Raw genomic sequence first — 17037 nt, forward strand, 5'->3', positions numbered from 1 at the left:
TTAAGAGGAGGCGCGAGCATGAAACCGGGAAAAGTTCATCTGGTCGGTGCGGGTCCCGGAGATCCGAAACTGATTACGGTATATGGACTGGAATGTATCCAAAAGGCGGATGTCATTGCATATGACAGGCTTGTCAATCCAGAACTATTAAACTATGCAAAAGAAGATGCAGAACTGGTGTATTGCGGGAAATCACCAGGAAAACATCATCTCATTCAAAATGAAATACATGAACTTTTAGTGGAGAAAGCCTTACAGGGGAAAAACGTCACCCGTCTGAAGGGTGGGGATCCATTTGTCTTTGGGCGGGGCGGTGAGGAAGCGGAGATACTGGCTGCTAACGGGATTGAATATGATATCGTCCCAGGAATCACAGCGGGAATCGCAGCACCGGCCTATGCGGGCATCCCGGTAACACACCGTGATCATGCCTCAAGTTATGCCATTGTGACAGGCCATGGCCGTGATTACAAGGGGCAGGATAACCTGAATTGGCAGGCATTGGCTCAAGGCATCGATACCATCGCCTTTTATATGGGAATAGGTAATATGCCGTTTATCTGTGAAAAATTGATGGAGCATGGCAGGGACGGCAAAACGCCAGTGGCTGTCATTGAATGGGGCACGACAGATAAACAAAGGACGATTACCGGTACTTTGAATTCGATTTCTTTGAAGGCTATAAAAGAAGAAATTCAAAATCCGTCAATCTTTCTAGTAGGGGATGTCGTCCAATTAAGAGAAAAAATCCAATGGTTTGAAAGAGTGATTGAATCAGAGTCCATTATTGAAGGGAATGAGTCGGAATGTCCATCATTCAAGAATTGAAGGAACGCAGGGCAATAAGGAATTACGAAGAAAAAGAAGTGGAAGACGAAAAGATCAGGCAGCTATTGGATGCCGCTACCTATGCCCCTAACGACCGATTGCGTGAACCTTGGAGTTTTTATGTAATCAAGGGAGAAGCGAAGCAACTTTATGAAAGGTTGGCAGAAAGGTATTTACATGAACGCTTCCCGACCAAACCAAAATTGATTTACAGTTCATTGGAAGTTGTAAAGACGACACCGCTTATCATTGTCGTGACTTCTGATATTTTGCCTGATGATCCAGATTCATCCGAAGACAATGTATTCGCTTCTTGTTGTGCCGTCCATTCGATGTGGCTTGCGGCAAAAGAACTTGGTCTTGGATTCGTTTGGCGCACTAGAGGAGTGGGTCTTGTCAGGGATGAACGCCTGCACGGGTTTATCGGTTCACCGGAAAATAAAAAAGTGATCGGCACCATTTTTGTCGGATACCCTAAAGGAGATCAACCGGTTCCTGCTACTAAAAGGACTTCATACATAGAAAAAACAGTTTGGCTATGAAGGTAGGTGAGTGAGTGGCACGCAGAGGATTAATGCTTATTTATACGGGAAACGGGAAAGGGAAGACGACTGCCTCATTAGGGGTGACTTTAAGGGCAATCGGCAGAGGAATGAATGTCAAATACCTTCAGTTCATAAAATCTCCAGAGCGAACATATGGGGAAGCATTGGCTTTGAGAAAATTAGGAGTTGAAATGGAACAGCTAGGTATTGGTTTTACATGGACCAAAACACCAGAAGAGCATCGCAATGCATTATCGTTGGCTTGGGAAAAGGCGAAACTGGCCCTTAGTGATCCCGGCATTGATTTACTTGTTTTGGATGAGTTGAACAATGCATTAGCGATTTCCAAATTCCCGATTGAAGATGTCTTGCCATTGACTGAAGTCATCGATGCGATTCGAAATCGTCCCGCTCATATGCATATAGTCATTACCGGCAGGGATGCCAAGTCAGAGCTTATGGATATGGCCGATTTGGTTTCATCGATTGAGGCGACCAAGCATTATTATGACGAGGGCATCGGCGCTGTCAAAGGATTGGAGTTTTAAGGGGGTGAGCGTAATGAAGGCAAGATCCATCATGATACAAGGGACGTCATCTGATGTCGGGAAAAGTTTGATTTGTACGGCATTTTGCCGGGTATTTTCCAATAAAGGATTACGTGTCGTACCATTCAAATCACAAAACATGGCTTTGAATTCTTATGTAACCTTGGATGGCGGTGAAATCGGACGGGCTCAGGGAGTACAAGCGGAAGCAGCACGGATCACGGCAACGACCGATATGAATCCGATATTACTGAAACCGAAGCAGGATATGGTTTCGGAAGTCATCGTGCACGGAAAGCATTTTCTTGATATGAATGCAAAAAGCTATCGGTCCCAATTTGTCCAGGAAGCCATGCCCATCATCCAAAAATCGGTCGAAAAACTTCAGGAAGACTATGACATCATCGTACTCGAAGGGGCAGGAAGTCCGGCTGAAATTAACCTTAAGGACCGGGATATCGCGAATATGCGAATGGCTAAACTCACGGATGCGGCTGTCATTTTAGTTGCCGATATTGATCGTGGTGGAGTATTTGCGTCCATCATTGGAACACTTGCCTTATTGGATCAAGATGAACGAGATAGTGTAAAGGGGATCATCATCAATAAATTTCGTGGCATGCGTGAATTGTTGGACGATGGCATTGAATGGGTGGAAAAGGAAACCGGGATTCCGGTTCTCGGGGTGCTGCCCTATCTAGACGTGAATATTGAAGCGGAAGATTCACTCGCCCTCTCTTCCTTACGTTTTAAAAAACCTAAAAAGGCTGAGTTTCCGATCGATGTAGCCGTCCTGAGGTTTCCGCGGATCTCCAATTTTACAGATGTGGACCCTTTTTTCGATGAACCCGGAGTAGGTGTCCGACTGGTAAGCAGTGTCCATGAGTTAGGTAATCCCGATCTGCTAATTTTGCCGGGTACAAAAAACACGATGGAAGATTTAGCGTGGTTGAAACGTATAGGGATGGATCGGGCCATCAATGAACTGCGGAAACAAGGAACGATGATCTTTGGCATATGCGGCGGTTTTCAAATGCTAGGGACTAAACTTTTCGATCCTGACGCTATCGAAGGTGACGGTGAGAACGCAGATGGGCTCTCGCTTCTCCCGGTGGAAACCGTATTTCAAGCAGAAAAGAAAACGGTACAAATGGAAGGTGTCCTTTCTGCTGGGATAATGGAAAGTCAAATGAATCTTAAAGGTTTCGAAATACATTTAGGCAGAACGAAGACACAAGTAAGGCCCTTTCTTTTATTGAAGGATGGAAGAGATGATGGAGCCATTTCCGATGACAACAAAGTAATGGGAACATATCTCCATGGGATATTCCATAATCGCCTGTTCACTAGATTACTGGTTAACCAAATTCGACGGGACAAGGGGTTGGATGAAGTGAAGGAGAACGTTCAAAGCGACTCGGAACGTAGAGAGGAAGCGTACAATCTCTTGGCATCCCATCTGGAAGAAAACATTGATATGGATACCATCTATCAATGGCTGCAGCTGGAAACTGCAGAAAATTAATGTTAATCAAAACCCTTTTATCTTCAAAAAAGATCAATTTTGAGCTACAATTCCTTTTATTTAGCCATATTAAGTGACAGAGGCATACAAGATATGTTATGTTGTCTTCTCTACATATTTTATACAAAATAAAAGGATGAGGTGTTCATATGAATAAAACAGAATTAGTGAGCAGTGTTGCAGCACAGGCTGAACTGACAAAAGACGAAGCAAAAAAAGTAGTGGATGCATTGTTTGAAACAATCACGGCTACACTTGCTAAAGAAGAAAAAATCCAATTAGTTGGTTTTGGTACATTTGAAGTGCGTGACCGTGCTGCCCGTACAGGTAGAAACCCGCAAACTGGCGAAGAAATACAAATTGCAGCTAGTAAAGTACCTGCTTTTAAAGCAGGTAAGGAATTAAAAGAAGCTGTAAAATAAAAGGTGAACGAAGAAAAACCCTGGCGATGCAATATTCGCCAGGGTTTTTTGTTTACTGATTCGGTTTAACCTGGCTAATATCAATCTTAAGTTACCAAAAGCTAACTGAATTGGAAAAGGGTAAACAATCGATTTTGTTACCCATTCGATTTTGAAAAGGCCATTAGGAGTTTTAATGATTGGATATTTTTGTATATTTGGTGCCGTTTTCAATCGAAGGGATTTAGGGCGTTCCATGCTCAACAATGAAAGAAGCCCACTCCATGAAGCAGTAATGGAATGTAACACAAATGAAAAAAAAAATAGTACTTATTAATAAGGTTTATACTGTGACTATGTTAGGCTAAATGAATAACAAGCTTTAAAACCAAAATAAAAGAGGTGAAAGATATGCTGAAGAAAATAATGAAAAAAATCAAACAGCTTTCCCAAGGCAGCAGTGAGCGAAGACATGGGCATTATCGCCGAGGCAGCAGCAGCAGCAGCAGCCGGGGATACAAAAGGTATCCCATGAGTGGAAGTGACCGCTACAAGAGAAAAGGGCGGGGCAGCAGCAGCTAATTCCATTTCTTTGACTTCAATGCAGCCTGCAGGTCCATTGAGATTTCTTTAATATCTGAATAAGGTTCTTGGATGCTTAATAACCTTTTCAGTATATGCACGGTTTCTTTTTCTAACGAAAGCTCTTCTGTCCAAGGAAGAGCCTTTTTACTTTTGGAAGCGTACGTCGTATAAAGTACATATAGAAGTATTTCCCCCAAGTCGTAAAAATCCTGCCTTTTCAGCTGCAAAATGGAGTCTTTTGCGAGGTTGGCCGAATTGATCATCTTAGACAAACCAAAGTCTATCAATATGGGCTGATGGTTCTTAAGTAAAATATTTGGTATTCGTAAATCTTGATGGAAAATGTCATGGTCATGTAGATAAGATACTAAACCGACCAGCTCATCCAGAAATAATAGAGACTCTTTCTCATTGAACGTTAATTGATTCAAGAAAATATGGTCTTCTAAATTATCCCCTTCTATGAAATCCATCACAAAATAAACATTTCCGTCTTGTGAAAATTTCTCGTGAAATTTGGGGATGTTTTTGTGGTTTAGCATTCGTAATATGGAAATTTCATTTTCAAACTGTTTCAGCTCTTTTTTGCTGCGGCGTTTACTTTTTCGGAGCTGCTTGATCACGATATTTTCATTCATTTTCAAATCATTGCAACGATAAACAATACCGTAGCTTCCTGTTCCGATTACAGCTTTTACCTCGTAGCGGTAATTCAAAACAACACTCTTTTTTAAAGGAATATCCACAATGAATTGGTAGAACTTTCTAAAGGAACGCAAAATTGAAACTTCCCTCACCACTTTCAAATATTCTAGTCAAGACCAAAAAAGACCATTATAACTATGCTGGAAATATGTATGTTCATGGTTAGTTTAACACTGATTTTTGGTGATGCGGTAATGAAAGTCTTTTATTCGGAGAGTTCTTTTATAATTAAAAAGAGCTATTAAAAAGTTTTTCCTTAAATTTCATAATATGAAATTATATAATTTTTAAAATTATTAAGTTTACTATAATGAATTCATAATAAAAGAGTAGGAGGTGATTAGATGGATGGGCGCGAGTTGAGAAATTGCTTTGGTAAATTCCCAACCGGAGTTACGATAGTGAGCTGGTTTGATGAAAAAGTTCAAAAGGGCATCACTGTGAATTCATTTACCTCGGTTTCCTTGGATCCCCCGCTTGCTTTAGTATCAATTCATAAAGAAGCAAAAGCCTGCACTAGCATGAAAGATAAATCTTTTACCATTAATATTTTGTCGGATGAACAAGAATCCATTGCATGGCAATTTGCGGGCAGCAATCAGGAAACACTTGAAATTGACTGGGATAACAAGGGGATTTCACCAAAAATAAATGGAAGTGTTGCCTGGATGGAATGCAAACCATGGAGAGAGTATGATGCTGGTGACCATGTATTGTTCATCGGTGAAATCCAGGAGTTACATTTCGAGGATTTGGAAGCGCTTACTTTTTATAGAGGGAAAATGGGGTCTGCTAAACAACTTGTAAAATAAGGGGGATTCTTATGGGCATTAAAACCGGCGAAGAATATATTAATAGAATTAAATCAAGGAAACCGGAAGTCTGGCTTGGTGGAAGAGTTGTTGAGGATATTTATAATGAGCCAATTTTTAAACAGCCAATTCAAGAAATTGCGAAGTTGTATGACATTCAACATGACCCGGAATATCAAGATGAAATCACTCACATATGCAAAGAAACCGGAGAACGTGTTAACAATGCTTTCTTATTCCCAAAGACATCGGAGGATTTGCAAAACAGAAGTAAATTATTTGAAGTGTATGCAAGGATGACATATGGACTCATGGGGAGAACGCCGGACTTTTTAAATGTCGTGGTCACTTCCATGGCACATAACTCCTGGTTTCTTGATAAATACAACAAAGAATGGTCAAAGAACATCAAGGATTATTATACCTATATTCGTGACAATGATTTATTCTTAACGCATGCAATCATTAATCCTCAAAATGATCGAAGCAAGCAATCCCATGAACAAAAAGAAACATATACCCACTTAGGGACCGTTGAGGAAAGAGAAGAAGGAATACTTGTACGCGGTGCAAAAATGTTAGCAACCCTGGCACCGATTACAGATGAAGTGATTATCTATTCTTTCCCAGGATTCACACCAGGCGATGAACGTCACGCGGTTGCATTTGCATTGCCGATCGATACGCCCGGACTGCGCATTATCTGCCGGGAACCAATGCAGGACGGAACACGCTCGATGTTCGACCATCCGCTGGCCTCCCGCTATGAGGAGATGGATGCACTGCTAGTATTCAATGATGTACTGGTTCCTTGGAATCGCGTCTTCCTATACAACAATGTGGAGGCGGCAAACCGCTTGTATCCAATGACGGGGATCGCTGAACAGCCTGCTCACCAATCAGGAGTGCGTGGATATATTAAACTGGCATTTGCCGTTGAGGTTGCTTGTAAAGTGGCAGACTCTATCGGAGTTGATGGATTCCTGCATGTACAGCGTGATTTGGGTGAACTTGTTCAATCCGTTGAAGTCATCCGATCACTGCTTCGGGTAGCGGAATATGAATATACGATTAATGACTACGGTGAGGCCCGGCCAAATCCGGAAGCATTGGAAACGATTCGCGGCTTCCTTCCTGAGATGTATCCCCGTGCCATCGAGGTTATCCAGACCATTGGAGCTGGCGGGCTGTTGATGTCTCCGACAGGAGCCGACTTTGATAATCCGGAATTGCGAGTAGATATCGATAAATATTATGGAGGACGAAGCGGGGTTTCGGCGGAAGAGCGCGTTCGGGTGTTTAAACTGGCTTGGGATTTATGCGGGGAAGCATTTGGACAGCGCCTCCTACAATATGAACGCTATTACACGGGTGATCCAGTTCGGAAAAGAGCGATTTTTTATAATAAATATAAGAAAAACAAGAACTTTGCCATGGTCGATGAAGTACTTAACAAACCGGTGCAAGTAGCCATCGATGCGGTTAAACAGTAATTTTTATAGTTGAATAGGGAGGGGGGAACGTCATGATTTCGTCCGTTGAGAAGCTAATAAAGATACTTGATTTATTCACAAATGAAGAACCCTCACTTGGAAATAAGGAAATAGCTGAAAAATTGAATATGAGTCCAAGCTCTTCTCATCATCTAGTGAAAACGATGTGCAAGGATGGGATGCTGATCCAAGGCAAAGATCGAAAGTACCGGCTTGGATGGAAGTTGCTTGAGTGGAGCAGTAAAGTCATGTATCAGCAGGATATTCATTATGAGGCAGGTCCAATTATCAGTAATCTTGTTCTGCAATTCAGAGGTAATTCTCACATCGGGATGTTTCACGAAGGCGAAGTCAGGTTTGTGATGAAAATGTCGTCCCCTCATGCCGGGCATATGTCCACATATATAGGAGCAAGAAAACCAGCTCATTGTACCAGCACCGGGAAAGTATTACTTGCCTTTAACCCATCTTTCATTCAGCCTACCCTTGCAAAAGGGCTATTGAAGCACTCAACGAACACGATTACTTGCATTAATCAACTGAATGAAGAGTTAAAGGACATCCGTAAACAAGGATTTGCGATTAGTGATGATGAAAATGATTTTGGGTTATATGGTGTTGCAGCACCCATTAAATCGTATAATGGCCAAGTCATTGCGGCACTTAACCTTGTCGGGGAGCGGAATTATATGATTGGGAAGGAAAAAACGAGAATTATTCAGTCTGTGATTCGTTCAGCACAAATGATTTCAAAACAAGTGGGTTATATGTCGTTAGTGTGAATTTTTGGACTATTTCGGAAATTAAAACAGGGGGTAGTTTATTTATGAAAGGATATGCTCAATCTTCAAAATTACAGGCTAGATCATTAAATCTAATGAAAGTTATTGAAGACAATAAAAATTTATTGAAACCGCCGGTTAATAACAAAGTGCTCTGGGAGGATTCCGAATTCATTGTCATGCTTTTGGGTGGTCCGAATTATCGGCGTGATTTTCATGTTGACCCTTCTGACGAGCTATTTTATCAGATAAAGGGCTCCTGCTATGTAGAATACATCAACCAACACGGCGAACGCGAAGTAGTGGAGGTTAAAGAAGGGGAAATGTTCATGCTGCCTGCTGATGTACCTCATTCCCCTCATCGTGTACCTGATACTTACGGCATTGTCATGGAACGCAAGCGTGCTAAAGATGAGATGGAAGATTTTGTTTGGTTCTGCGGGAATTGTAACCATGAGATGCACAAAGTTACGATCCAATTGACGAATATTGAGGTCCAGGTGAAAGAAGCCATCGAGGCCTTCAACGGTAGTAAAGAACTTCGCACCTGTGGTGAATGCGGTCATGTCATGTCAGAAAACGTTGAGGCTTGGAAATGCGAATAGATTTTCATACACATATTCTTCCATTGGACCTGCCCGACTTAACCGGTAAATTTGGTCAGGGACGCTGGCCAGTTCTAGAGCGGAAATGTTCATGCGGAGCGGATATCATGGTAAGCGGAAATTTATTCAGGAAAGTGACTGACCAGGTATGGGACCCTGAAAAGCGCATTCAGGATATGGATGCCGAAGGAGTCGATATGCAGGTGCTCTCACCGGTGCCAGTGACATTTTCATACTGGGCGCCAATAGATCAGGCGCTATACTTGTCCCAGTTCCAGAATGATTTCATTGCTGAAACTGTGAACAGGCATCCTGACAGGTTCATCGGTCTAGGTACTGTACCGCTTCAGGATATGAAAGCGGCAATTGGTGAAATGGAACGATGTAAATTTGAACTTGGCCTGGCGGGGATCGAGATAGGTACTAACGTAAATGGAGAGAATCTGGATTCACCTGTATTATTGGAATTCTTTCAAATGGCTGAAAAATGGAATGTCCCGCTGTTTATACATCCATGGGAGACAATGGCCAAAGACCGAACGGAACGGCATAATCTCATGTATACAATCGCGATGCCGAGTGAAACGGCATTGGCGGCAGCAAGCATTGCATGGAGTGGCGTCATGGAAAAGTACCCGGATCTGAAACTCTGTTTTGCACATGGAGGGGGCTCTTTTCCATATATTTTACCGCGGATCGATCAGGGATGGGAAGTATGGCCGGAGTTAAGGAAAACATCAATGCCACCAAGCCATTATGCACAAAAGTTTTATTTCGATTCCCTCAACTATGATCCCCGGAATATTCAGTATTTGATTGACCGTTTTGGATATAAAAAAGTGCTGATGGGTTCCGATTATCCATTTTTATTGAGAGAAAAGCCTCCTGGTCAAGTGATTGATGACACACTAAATCTCTCAGATGAGGTGAAAGCGAATCTTCTTGGAAGAAATGCATTAAGGTTTTTAAACTTGGACTCGCGAGGGGAGAAGCATGGAAAAACAGATTAAAGCGCCAGAACATGTACTTGAGGAACTTGGTATCATGCTTGAGCCGCCAAGGGAAGCGGTCGGCAACTATGTCAGCCACGTCCGGGTGGGAGATCTGATTTTCACATCCGGACAAGGTGTTGATGATTATCACGGCAAGGTTGGCAAAGAGCTGACGGAAGAGGAAGGGTATCAGGCAGCTAGGCAGTCAATGATTAATCTTCTGCGGGTGCTGAAGGATGAGCTTGGAGAACTATCCAGAGTGAAGAAGGTCATCAAAATTCTCGGAATGGTTAATTCAGCCGAAAATTTCACAGGACAGCCCAAAGTATTGAATGGCGCATCAGACCTGCTTGTGGCCGTTTTTGGAGAGAGGGGCAGACATGCTCGGTCAGCAGTGGGAATGGCCCAGCTTCCAAATAACACTGCAATTGAAATTGAAATGATTGTGGAAATAGAAGATTGAGGCACTTGATTTCTAAGAGTGTCTCAATGAAGGGAGAGGGATGTTTCATGCAAGCAGCAAAAGATAGTATAAATACAGCTAAATCAATAGATTGCCGCCATTTTATTAACGGGGAATTCCTGAATCCCAATCAATCCAAGACATTTGATAATATCAATCCCGCAACGGAAGAAATACTTGGATGGGTTGCAGAAGGAGGAAAAGAGGAGGTGAATCAGGCTGTTTCTGCAGCAAGACATGCGCTTAAAGGTCCTTGGAAATCTTTTACCGATAATGAACGCTCGGCGGTTCTAAGGAGAATCGGCGATCTCATTTTGGAAAAGAAAGAAGAACTGACAATGTTGGAAACCCTTGATACAGGGAAACCATATAGCCTTGCACTGGAAATGGACATCAAGCGTTCAGCTCACAATTTCCACTTTTTTGCGGACTATATCACTACACTTGGTAATGAATCCTTCAACCAGAACAACATTGCACTTCATTATTCTATTAGGCGGCCCGTAGGGGTGGTAGGAATGATTAATCCTTGGAATTTACCTTTGTTATTGTTGACATGGAAATTGGCACCCTGCCTGGCAGCCGGCAATACAGCGGTTATGAAACCAGCTGAACTGACACCGATGACAGCGACAAAGTTAATGGAGATTTGTAAGGAAGCGGGAGTTCCCGATGGCGTTGTCAACCTTGTGCATGGATTTGGTGTAAACTCAGCAGGAGCTGCTCTAAGTGAACATCCGGATGTCGATGCGATAACATTCACTGGGGAAACAAAAACGGGAACGGCAATTATGAAAGCTGCCGCACCCACGTTGAAAAAAATCTCTTTTGAACTGGGCGGGAAAAATCCCAATATTGTGTTTGCTGACTCGAATCTTGATGAAGTAATCGAAACGACATTGAAATCAAGCTTCATGAATCAGGGTGAAGTTTGTTTATGTGGTTCACGAATCTATGTTCAGCAAGGTTTATATGACGAATTCCTTGAAAAGATGGTCACGCGAACAAAAAAATTAAAAATCGGTGATCCTTTTGATACTGAAACGGAAGTAGGAGCTGTAATAGGAAAAGAACATTTTAACAAAGTGATGAGTTACATTGATTTGGCGAAAGAAGAAGGAGCGAGAATATTAACTGGAGGGAAAAGAGCAGGACAGTTTGAAAAAGGTTTTTTCATTGAACCGACAATCATTGCGGGAGTTACGCGTGAATCCCGTTGTGTACGGGAAGAAATTTTTGGTCCTGTGGTAACGGTCATGCCTTTCGAAACGGAAGAAGAAGTACTGGAGCATGCTAATGACACTCATTACGGACTTGGGGCAACAATCTGGACCAATGATTTAAGGAGGGCGCATCGTGTCGCTTCTAAAATAGAAGCGGGCATTATCTGGGTGAATACCTGGTATTTACGTGATTTGCGCACACCTTTTGGAGGCATGAAACACAGCGGCATCGGCCGCGAAGGCGGATCGCATAGTTTCGAATTTTACAGTGAATTGTCTAATGTCACGATTAAATTATAAAGAGGGAGGGAAGCACTCATGATCGGCAGTTTAACGGAATGGTCTGACAGGTTTTTGAAAGCGGAAAAAACAGGAATAGGAATATCGGCCCCTACTAGTGAAATCCAGGGTTTTGATGTGGAGGATGCCTACCAAATTCAACTTGAAACGATTCGAAGGAAAATCCAGTCCGGTATGGAAGTAACAGGAAAGAAAATAGGCTTGACTTCAAAGGCTATGCAGGAGGTTCTGGGAGTGAATGAACCGGATTACGGACATTTACTTGATGTGATGGAAATGGAAAATGATGGATGTATATCGAGTTTGCGGTTAATCCAACCAAAAGTGGAGGCAGAAGTAGCTTTTATATTAAAGAAAGATTTACATGGCCCCAATATTACGGTTGATGATGTAATCGAGGCAACTGATTATGTAGTTGCTTCGATCGAAGTGGTTGATAGCCGGGTGAAAGAGTGGGAGATTAAACTTCCGGACACTGTGGCGGATAATGCATCATCAGGCTTATATATACTGGGGAATCGCAAAATTCATTTGAGTGAAATCGACCTCCCTTCCATTCAAATGAGCCTATATAAAAATGGCGAATTCATTAACCAAGGAACAGGTGAAGCAGTACTTGGAAATCCAGCAACGTGTGTAGCGTGGCTAGCAAATAAACTGCATCGCTTTAAAGGTTCCTTGAAAGCGGGCGAAGTCATTTTATCCGGTGCATTATCAGCAGCGATCGAAGCGAAACCGGGTGACCGTTTTACTGCTGACTTTGGAGAAAAACTTGGAACGGTATCGGTTAATTTTGAGTGAAAGGAGCACAGCGGCCTTGAAAAAACTAAAGGTAGGGATTATTGGATCAGGTAATATCGGAACGGATTTAATGATGAAAATTCATCGATCGGATGTTCTGGAGATGTCGGTAATGATTGGTATCGACAAGGAATCAGAGGGTTTGAAGAAGGCTAGGATGCACGGACATCATGTCATTGACAATGGCATGGATGGTTTTTTGGAAAGGCCGGAGCTTGCAGACATTTTATTCGATGCCACATCTGCGAAGGCGCATGTTTTTCACTGCAAAGCCTTGAAAAAGATGAACAAGAAGTTGATAGACTTGACTCCTGCCGCAATTGGACCATTTATCGTTCCTTCCGTGAATTTAAAAGAGAATTTGAATGAGGCGGTTGTTAACATGATTACATGCGGCGGGCAGGCGACAATCCCCATCGTTCATGCGATCAGTCAAGTTGCACAGGTCGAATATGCTGAAATAATAGCGACAATTTCCAGCAGGAGTGCCGGTCCTGGAACTCGGGCTAATATTGATGAGTTCACCCTAACGACGGCAAGGGCCCTGGAAAAGGTGGGTGGAGCGACAAAGGGAAAGGCTATTATTCTGCTGAATCCAGCCGAACCGCCACTCATCATGAGGGATACGATTCATTGTCTGCTTCAATCAGATTCCTTTGATGTGAAAGCGATAACAGCGTCCATAAATAAGATGGCGAAAAAAGTTTCTGAATATGTTCCAGGATACCGCTTGAAGACAGAACCAATATTTGATGGGAAACAAATAACAGTCCTTCTGGAAGTGAAAGGGTTAGGAGATTTTCTTCCCGTATATGCTGGTAATTTGGATATAATGACGGCTTCAGCTGTAAAAGTAGGGGAAGAAATCGCTAAAAGCCAATTCGAACAATATGTTTGAAAAAGATAATCAGAACTGTAAAGGTGGGGTTGATTTGCGTAAAGATGTATTGGTGACTGAAGTTGCATTGCGGGATGGCAGCCATGTAGTGGCACATCAATTCACCATCGATCAAGTAAAGAACATGACCGGGAAACTTAGTGCTGCAGGTGTTCCTTATATTGAAGTGTCACATGGAGATGGACTGGGCGGTTCATCCTTACAATATGGTTTTTCAAAAGTGAATGATATTGAATTGGTGGAAGCCGCTGTTCAAGCTGCAGGCGAATCCGTTATTTCAGTACTATTAATCCCTGGTATAGGGACGATCGACCAATTAAGAGAAGCCGCTCAAGTGGGGGCAAAAATGGCGCGGATTGCAACCCATGTAACGGAAGCGGACGTCTCAAAGCAACATCTGGAAGCTGCGAAACATCTCGGTATGGAAGCGATCGGGTTTTTAATGATGTCTCACATGGCATCACCGGAAAAACTTCTTGAACAAGCCGTTTTAATGGAATCCTATGGCGCGGATGCTGTATATGTTGTTGATTCCGCAGGATCTTTTTTGCCCCAAGACGTGAAGGCTCGGATCCGGTTATTAAGATCAAAGCTGAATATCGATATTGGTTTTCATGCTCACAATAACTTATCGCTCGCTGTGGCAAATTCACTTGTGGCAATTGAAGAAGGAGCGAATAGAATCGACGGCAGTATCCGCTGTCTCGGTGCAGGTGCTGGTAATACACAGTCTGAAGTGCTTGTTGCCGTTTTGGATAGGATGGGTATCCGTACCGGAATTGACTTATATAAAATGCTTGATCTTTCGGAGGAAGTTGGAAATACAATCATGCCTAAGCCCCAGGAAATAACAGACTCGAGTTTAATCATGGGTTATAGTGGCGTGTACTCCAGCTTTTTATTGCATGCAAATAAAGCGGCGAAAAAGTATGGAGTCGACGCCCGGGATATTTTGATGGAGCTTGGTCGACAAAAAGTGGTTGGCGGTCAGGAAGATACCATAATTGAAGTGGCTGAACAAATGGCGTTTCAGAAAGAAGGGACTTTAAGATGAAACTAGATCAACTGGCAAAACGGGTAGCCGATTCGCAAAAAAACGGTCGTGAAATGGATAAGCTTACATTATCCAATCCTGAACTAACAGTAAATCAAGCATATGAAATTCAGAAGTTGAGCATAAATGATACGCTTACTGATGATAACAGATTCATCGGATGGAAGATGGGCTTGACGAGCAAAGCCAAACAAAAGCAAGTAGGGGTAGAGGAAGCGATATACGGCAGGTTGACATCTGCCATGGAACTGACAAGACCTGTATTAAAGGTTGGGGAACTCATTCATCCGCGAGTGGAACCCGAACTTGCCTTTTTGTTCAAAGACGAATTGAAAGGTGCAAATATAACGGCGAAAGATGTCTGGCCGGCTGTTGAATGTGTATTCCTCGCACTGGAGGTTATTGACAGCCGTTATAAAAATTTTTCTTTTACACTTACCGATGTAGTGGCGGATAACGCATCCTCAGCCAAAATCTTGCTTAGCAATCAAGCTTATTCCCCATATCACATGGACTGGGCCCAAACAGAAGTTACGCTATATCAAAATGGTGAAATGCAAAAGAGAGGTCGCGGTGAAGCTGTACTCGATCATCCGATTCATTCGATTGTGGAACTTGTAAAAATGATTAGCCGTGAAGGACTTACCATACAGGCTGGAATGATTGTTTTGGTAGGCGGAATTACAGATGCCGTTTCCATACAGGCTAACGATAAAATAATGGCAGATTATGGTGAACTAGGGAAACTGACTTTGCATGTTATATCGTGAAAATATGGCAAAGAGGAGGGAATTAATTGCGTGAAGTCAATGCTTCTGAAGTGGTGGGTAATAGTAAATTTGGCCGTTTCCATATAATGGTCTTTATGTGGTGTTTGTTCGCAATTACCTTCGATGGATTTGATATAGCCATGTACGGAGTAGGTTTGCCATTGATGATGGAGGAATGGAGCTTGACGCCAGTCGAAGCTGGCGGAATAGCAAGTTATTCATTGTTCGGAATGATGGTGGGAGCACTCATTTTTGCACCTTTGGCGGATAAAATAGGGAGAAAAAAAGTGCTGGCCATTTGTATATGTTTATTCAGTGTTTTTACATTACTTTCAAGTTTTGCCCCCAATCCTGCCTTTTTCTCGGTTATGCGATTTATAGCAGCCTTGGGAATGGGAGGATTAATGCCAAACGTCATCTCCTTAATGGCGGAATACTCACCCAAAAAGAATAAGGTGCTCATTGTAACCGCTATGTACTGCGGTTATTCCATCGGAAGCATACTTGCTTCTTTAATTGGAATATATGTAATGGAACAAATGAGTTGGAGGGTTTTGTATTGGATAGGGGCGCTTCCCTTACTGGCACTGCCATTCTTCATGAAGCAATTCCCTGAATCGCTTTCCTATTATGTTATTCGAAAACAAGGAGCAAAGCTTGCTGGAATCCTGAATCGCATTGATCCAGATGGCGACTATAAAGAGTCTGACGATTATGAGTTTGCCAAAGTCCAAGAAAGGGCAAAGGGCTTCCCTGTCAAGAAACTCTTCGAAAATAAGCGTACTCTCAGCACATTTGCGTTTTGGGTAGCTGCCTTTAATTGTTTACTAATGGTATACGGACTCAATACATGGTTACCCAAAATCATGCAGCAGTCCGGATACGGCCTTTCATCCAGTTTATCTTTCAATCTTATATCGGGAATAGGACAAATTGGCGGATCTATAATTGGCGGATACTTAGTTGGGAAAATAGGCCATAGAAAAGTACTTGTATCCCTCTGTGCCATAGGTACGGTCTGTTTTGTCATATTAGGATTAACCTCAAATGCAGTAGCATTATATATTCTCATCGCTTTTGGAGGAGCCTGTACAGTCGGAACGATGAATTTAGCCAATACGTATATATCCGAGTATTATCCGCGGGAGATAAGGACCACCGGGAAAGGCTGGGCCTTGGCTTTTGGTAGAATTGGAGCCATTGTTGCCCCAACATTAATAGGTTTATTGCTGGCTGCAAACTATTCGCCACAAAATGCATTCATGGCCTTCACGGTTCCGAGCATAATGGCTGCCTTGGCGTTACTCGCTGTGAAGGAGAGGTATGGCAGCTATGATAAACTACAGATTGAGGGGAATATAAAACTAAAAGCAACGTCGAATGTATAATATTGTTTTTTAGTAGATGGCCTATATGTCAGCGGACAGTCATGCAGACTAATACCTGACATATAGGCCATTTTTTAGAGAATAACAGAATTCACGAGTAAAGCGGTTGAATTCACGAGTAAAACCGCTAAACTCACGAGTAAAACAGCTGAATTCACGAGTAAAAGGGCTGAATCACGAGTAAACATCACATTCACGACGAGTAAAGCAGTTGAATTCACGAGAAAACTACTAAATGAACTCCCTTTGATCAAATTCTTTGTAGGCTATTAAACTGACGGGAAATGATGGTTGCAAGATTGACTGTTTAGTAACCCTA

General features: G+C 42.5%; 19 protein-coding genes. 17 read left to right on the forward strand and 2 right to left on the reverse strand.

The features are described 5' to 3' along the window. The first annotated feature begins 18 nt into the window (after nucleotides 1-18). The 5 genes from cobA to ACIQYG_RS19550 all read left to right on the forward strand — a co-directional run bounded on the left by cobA (nucleotide 19) and on the right by ACIQYG_RS19550 (nucleotide 3868). Nucleotides 19-828: a uroporphyrinogen-III C-methyltransferase gene (gene cobA, locus ACIQYG_RS19530; RefSeq protein WP_402841251.1), complete on the forward strand. Its 810-nt coding sequence runs from the start codon at nucleotides 19-21 to the stop codon at nucleotides 826-828. Then, nucleotides 807-1370: a nitroreductase family protein gene (locus ACIQYG_RS19535; protein WP_402841254.1), complete on the forward strand. Its 564-nt coding sequence runs from the start codon at nucleotides 807-809 to the stop codon at nucleotides 1368-1370. Before cobA ends, ACIQYG_RS19535 begins: the two co-directional genes overlap by 22 nt. 14 nt (nucleotides 1371-1384) lie before the next feature. After that, on the forward strand, nucleotides 1385-1921 hold the full coding sequence (locus tag ACIQYG_RS19540) for a cob(I)yrinic acid a,c-diamide adenosyltransferase (protein ID WP_402841256.1): 537 nt from the start codon (nucleotides 1385-1387) through the stop codon (nucleotides 1919-1921). A 13-nt stretch (nucleotides 1922-1934) separates the two neighbouring features. Beyond that, nucleotides 1935-3446 carry a cobyric acid synthase gene (locus ACIQYG_RS19545; protein WP_402841259.1) on the forward strand — a complete coding sequence of 504 codons (1512 nt, stop codon included), beginning with the start codon at nucleotides 1935-1937 and terminating at the stop codon, nucleotides 3444-3446. Between the two features lie 149 nt (nucleotides 3447-3595). Then, nucleotides 3596-3868: an HU family DNA-binding protein gene (locus ACIQYG_RS19550; protein WP_098371861.1), complete on the forward strand. Its 273-nt coding sequence runs from the start codon at nucleotides 3596-3598 to the stop codon at nucleotides 3866-3868. A 333-nt stretch (nucleotides 3869-4201) separates the two neighbouring features. Here ACIQYG_RS19550 and ACIQYG_RS19555 read toward each other — a convergent pair whose 3' ends face one another. Both ACIQYG_RS19555 and ACIQYG_RS19560 read right to left on the reverse strand, forming a co-directional pair. Further along, nucleotides 4202-4435, reverse strand: coding sequence for a hypothetical protein (locus ACIQYG_RS19555; RefSeq protein ID WP_402841264.1), 234 nt, complete (start codon nucleotides 4433-4435; stop codon nucleotides 4202-4204). Next, a complete protein-coding gene (locus tag ACIQYG_RS19560; RefSeq protein ID WP_402841267.1) occupies nucleotides 4426-5211 on the reverse strand; it encodes a protein kinase domain-containing protein in 786 nt (261 codons plus the stop codon). The genes ACIQYG_RS19555 and ACIQYG_RS19560 overlap by 10 nt, the downstream gene beginning before the upstream one ends. Before the next feature lie 270 nt (nucleotides 5212-5481). On the opposite strand from ACIQYG_RS19560, the gene ACIQYG_RS19565 reads away from it, so the two are divergent. Genes ACIQYG_RS19565 through ACIQYG_RS19620 form a run of 12 tightly spaced genes read left to right on the forward strand, consistent with a single transcriptional unit; the run spans nucleotide 5482 to nucleotide 16718 of the window. Continuing rightward, the gene (locus ACIQYG_RS19565; RefSeq protein ID WP_402841269.1) at nucleotides 5482-5949 is read left to right on the forward strand and encodes a flavin reductase family protein; all 468 of its coding nucleotides are present in this window, start codon (nucleotides 5482-5484) and stop codon (nucleotides 5947-5949) included. An 11-nt stretch (nucleotides 5950-5960) separates the two neighbouring features. Further along, complete coding sequence (locus ACIQYG_RS19570) at nucleotides 5961-7442, forward strand: 4-hydroxyphenylacetate 3-hydroxylase family protein (protein WP_402841271.1); 1482 nt, start codon at nucleotides 5961-5963, stop codon at nucleotides 7440-7442. A gap of 32 nt (nucleotides 7443-7474) precedes the next feature. Then, nucleotides 7475-8224, forward strand: coding sequence for an IclR family transcriptional regulator (locus tag ACIQYG_RS19575; RefSeq protein ID WP_402841273.1), 750 nt, complete (start codon nucleotides 7475-7477; stop codon nucleotides 8222-8224). Between the two features lie 44 nt (nucleotides 8225-8268). Further along, nucleotides 8269-8829: a 3-hydroxyanthranilate 3,4-dioxygenase gene (locus ACIQYG_RS19580; RefSeq protein WP_402841276.1), complete on the forward strand. Its 561-nt coding sequence runs from the start codon at nucleotides 8269-8271 to the stop codon at nucleotides 8827-8829. Next, on the forward strand, nucleotides 8814-9839 hold the full coding sequence (locus tag ACIQYG_RS19585; RefSeq protein WP_402841279.1) for an amidohydrolase family protein: 1026 nt from the start codon (nucleotides 8814-8816) through the stop codon (nucleotides 9837-9839). Before ACIQYG_RS19580 ends, ACIQYG_RS19585 begins: the two co-directional genes overlap by 16 nt. Then, the gene (locus ACIQYG_RS19590; RefSeq protein ID WP_402841282.1) at nucleotides 9823-10284 is read left to right on the forward strand and encodes a RidA family protein; all 462 of its coding nucleotides are present in this window, start codon (nucleotides 9823-9825) and stop codon (nucleotides 10282-10284) included. The genes ACIQYG_RS19585 and ACIQYG_RS19590 overlap by 17 nt, the downstream gene beginning before the upstream one ends. Nucleotides 10285-10331: 47 nt before the next feature. Further along, a complete protein-coding gene (locus tag ACIQYG_RS19595; protein WP_402841285.1) occupies nucleotides 10332-11807 on the forward strand; it encodes an aldehyde dehydrogenase in 1476 nt (491 codons plus the stop codon). Nucleotides 11808-11825: 18 nt separating this feature from the next. Beyond that, nucleotides 11826-12608: a 2-keto-4-pentenoate hydratase gene (locus ACIQYG_RS19600; protein WP_402841288.1), complete on the forward strand. Its 783-nt coding sequence runs from the start codon at nucleotides 11826-11828 to the stop codon at nucleotides 12606-12608. 16 nt (nucleotides 12609-12624) lie between these two features. Further along, nucleotides 12625-13506, forward strand: a complete 882-nt coding sequence (locus ACIQYG_RS19605) for an acetaldehyde dehydrogenase (acetylating) (RefSeq protein WP_402841291.1) — start codon at nucleotides 12625-12627, stop codon at nucleotides 13504-13506. A gap of 34 nt (nucleotides 13507-13540) precedes the next feature. Beyond that, complete coding sequence (gene dmpG / locus ACIQYG_RS19610) at nucleotides 13541-14560, forward strand: 4-hydroxy-2-oxovalerate aldolase (protein ID WP_402841294.1); 1020 nt, start codon at nucleotides 13541-13543, stop codon at nucleotides 14558-14560. Then, the gene (locus ACIQYG_RS19615) at nucleotides 14557-15330 is read left to right on the forward strand and encodes a 2-keto-4-pentenoate hydratase (RefSeq protein ID WP_402841297.1); all 774 of its coding nucleotides are present in this window, start codon (nucleotides 14557-14559) and stop codon (nucleotides 15328-15330) included. Before dmpG ends, ACIQYG_RS19615 begins: the two co-directional genes overlap by 4 nt. A gap of 26 nt (nucleotides 15331-15356) precedes the next feature. After that, nucleotides 15357-16718, forward strand: coding sequence for an MFS transporter (locus tag ACIQYG_RS19620; RefSeq protein ID WP_402841300.1), 1362 nt, complete (start codon nucleotides 15357-15359; stop codon nucleotides 16716-16718). Nucleotides 16719-17037: the final 319 nt, after the last annotated feature.

It is taken from the genome of Peribacillus sp. NPDC096622, assembly GCF_044762665.1.
Lineage (GTDB): Bacteria > Bacillota > Bacilli > Bacillales > DSM-1321 > Peribacillus > Peribacillus frigoritolerans_B.

Excerpts from the sequence above, each read along its gene's own strand:
- cobA (WP_402841251.1), top strand. The coding sequence starts at position 19 with ATGAAACCGGGAAAAGTTCATCTGGTCGGTGCGGGTCCCGGAGATCCG.
- ACIQYG_RS19535 (WP_402841254.1), top strand. The coding sequence starts at position 807 with ATGTCCATCATTCAAGAATTGAAGGAACGCAGGGCAATAAGGAATTAC.
- ACIQYG_RS19545 (WP_402841259.1), top strand. The coding sequence starts at position 1,935 with ATGAAGGCAAGATCCATCATGATACAAGGGACGTCATCTGATGTCGGG.
- ACIQYG_RS19550 (WP_098371861.1), top strand. The coding sequence starts at position 3,596 with ATGAATAAAACAGAATTAGTGAGCAGTGTTGCAGCACAGGCTGAACTG.
- ACIQYG_RS19555 (WP_402841264.1), bottom strand. The coding sequence starts at position 4,435 with ATGGAATTAGCTGCTGCTGCCCCGCCCTTTTCTCTTGTAGCGGTCACT.
- ACIQYG_RS19565 (WP_402841269.1), top strand. The coding sequence starts at position 5,482 with ATGGATGGGCGCGAGTTGAGAAATTGCTTTGGTAAATTCCCAACCGGA.
- ACIQYG_RS19570 (WP_402841271.1), top strand. The coding sequence starts at position 5,961 with ATGGGCATTAAAACCGGCGAAGAATATATTAATAGAATTAAATCAAGG.
- ACIQYG_RS19575 (WP_402841273.1), top strand. The coding sequence starts at position 7,475 with ATGATTTCGTCCGTTGAGAAGCTAATAAAGATACTTGATTTATTCACA.
- ACIQYG_RS19580 (WP_402841276.1), top strand. The coding sequence starts at position 8,269 with ATGAAAGGATATGCTCAATCTTCAAAATTACAGGCTAGATCATTAAAT.
- ACIQYG_RS19590 (WP_402841282.1), top strand. The coding sequence starts at position 9,823 with ATGGAAAAACAGATTAAAGCGCCAGAACATGTACTTGAGGAACTTGGT.
- ACIQYG_RS19595 (WP_402841285.1), top strand. The coding sequence starts at position 10,332 with ATGCAAGCAGCAAAAGATAGTATAAATACAGCTAAATCAATAGATTGC.
- ACIQYG_RS19600 (WP_402841288.1), top strand. The coding sequence starts at position 11,826 with ATGATCGGCAGTTTAACGGAATGGTCTGACAGGTTTTTGAAAGCGGAA.
- ACIQYG_RS19615 (WP_402841297.1), top strand. The coding sequence starts at position 14,557 with ATGAAACTAGATCAACTGGCAAAACGGGTAGCCGATTCGCAAAAAAAC.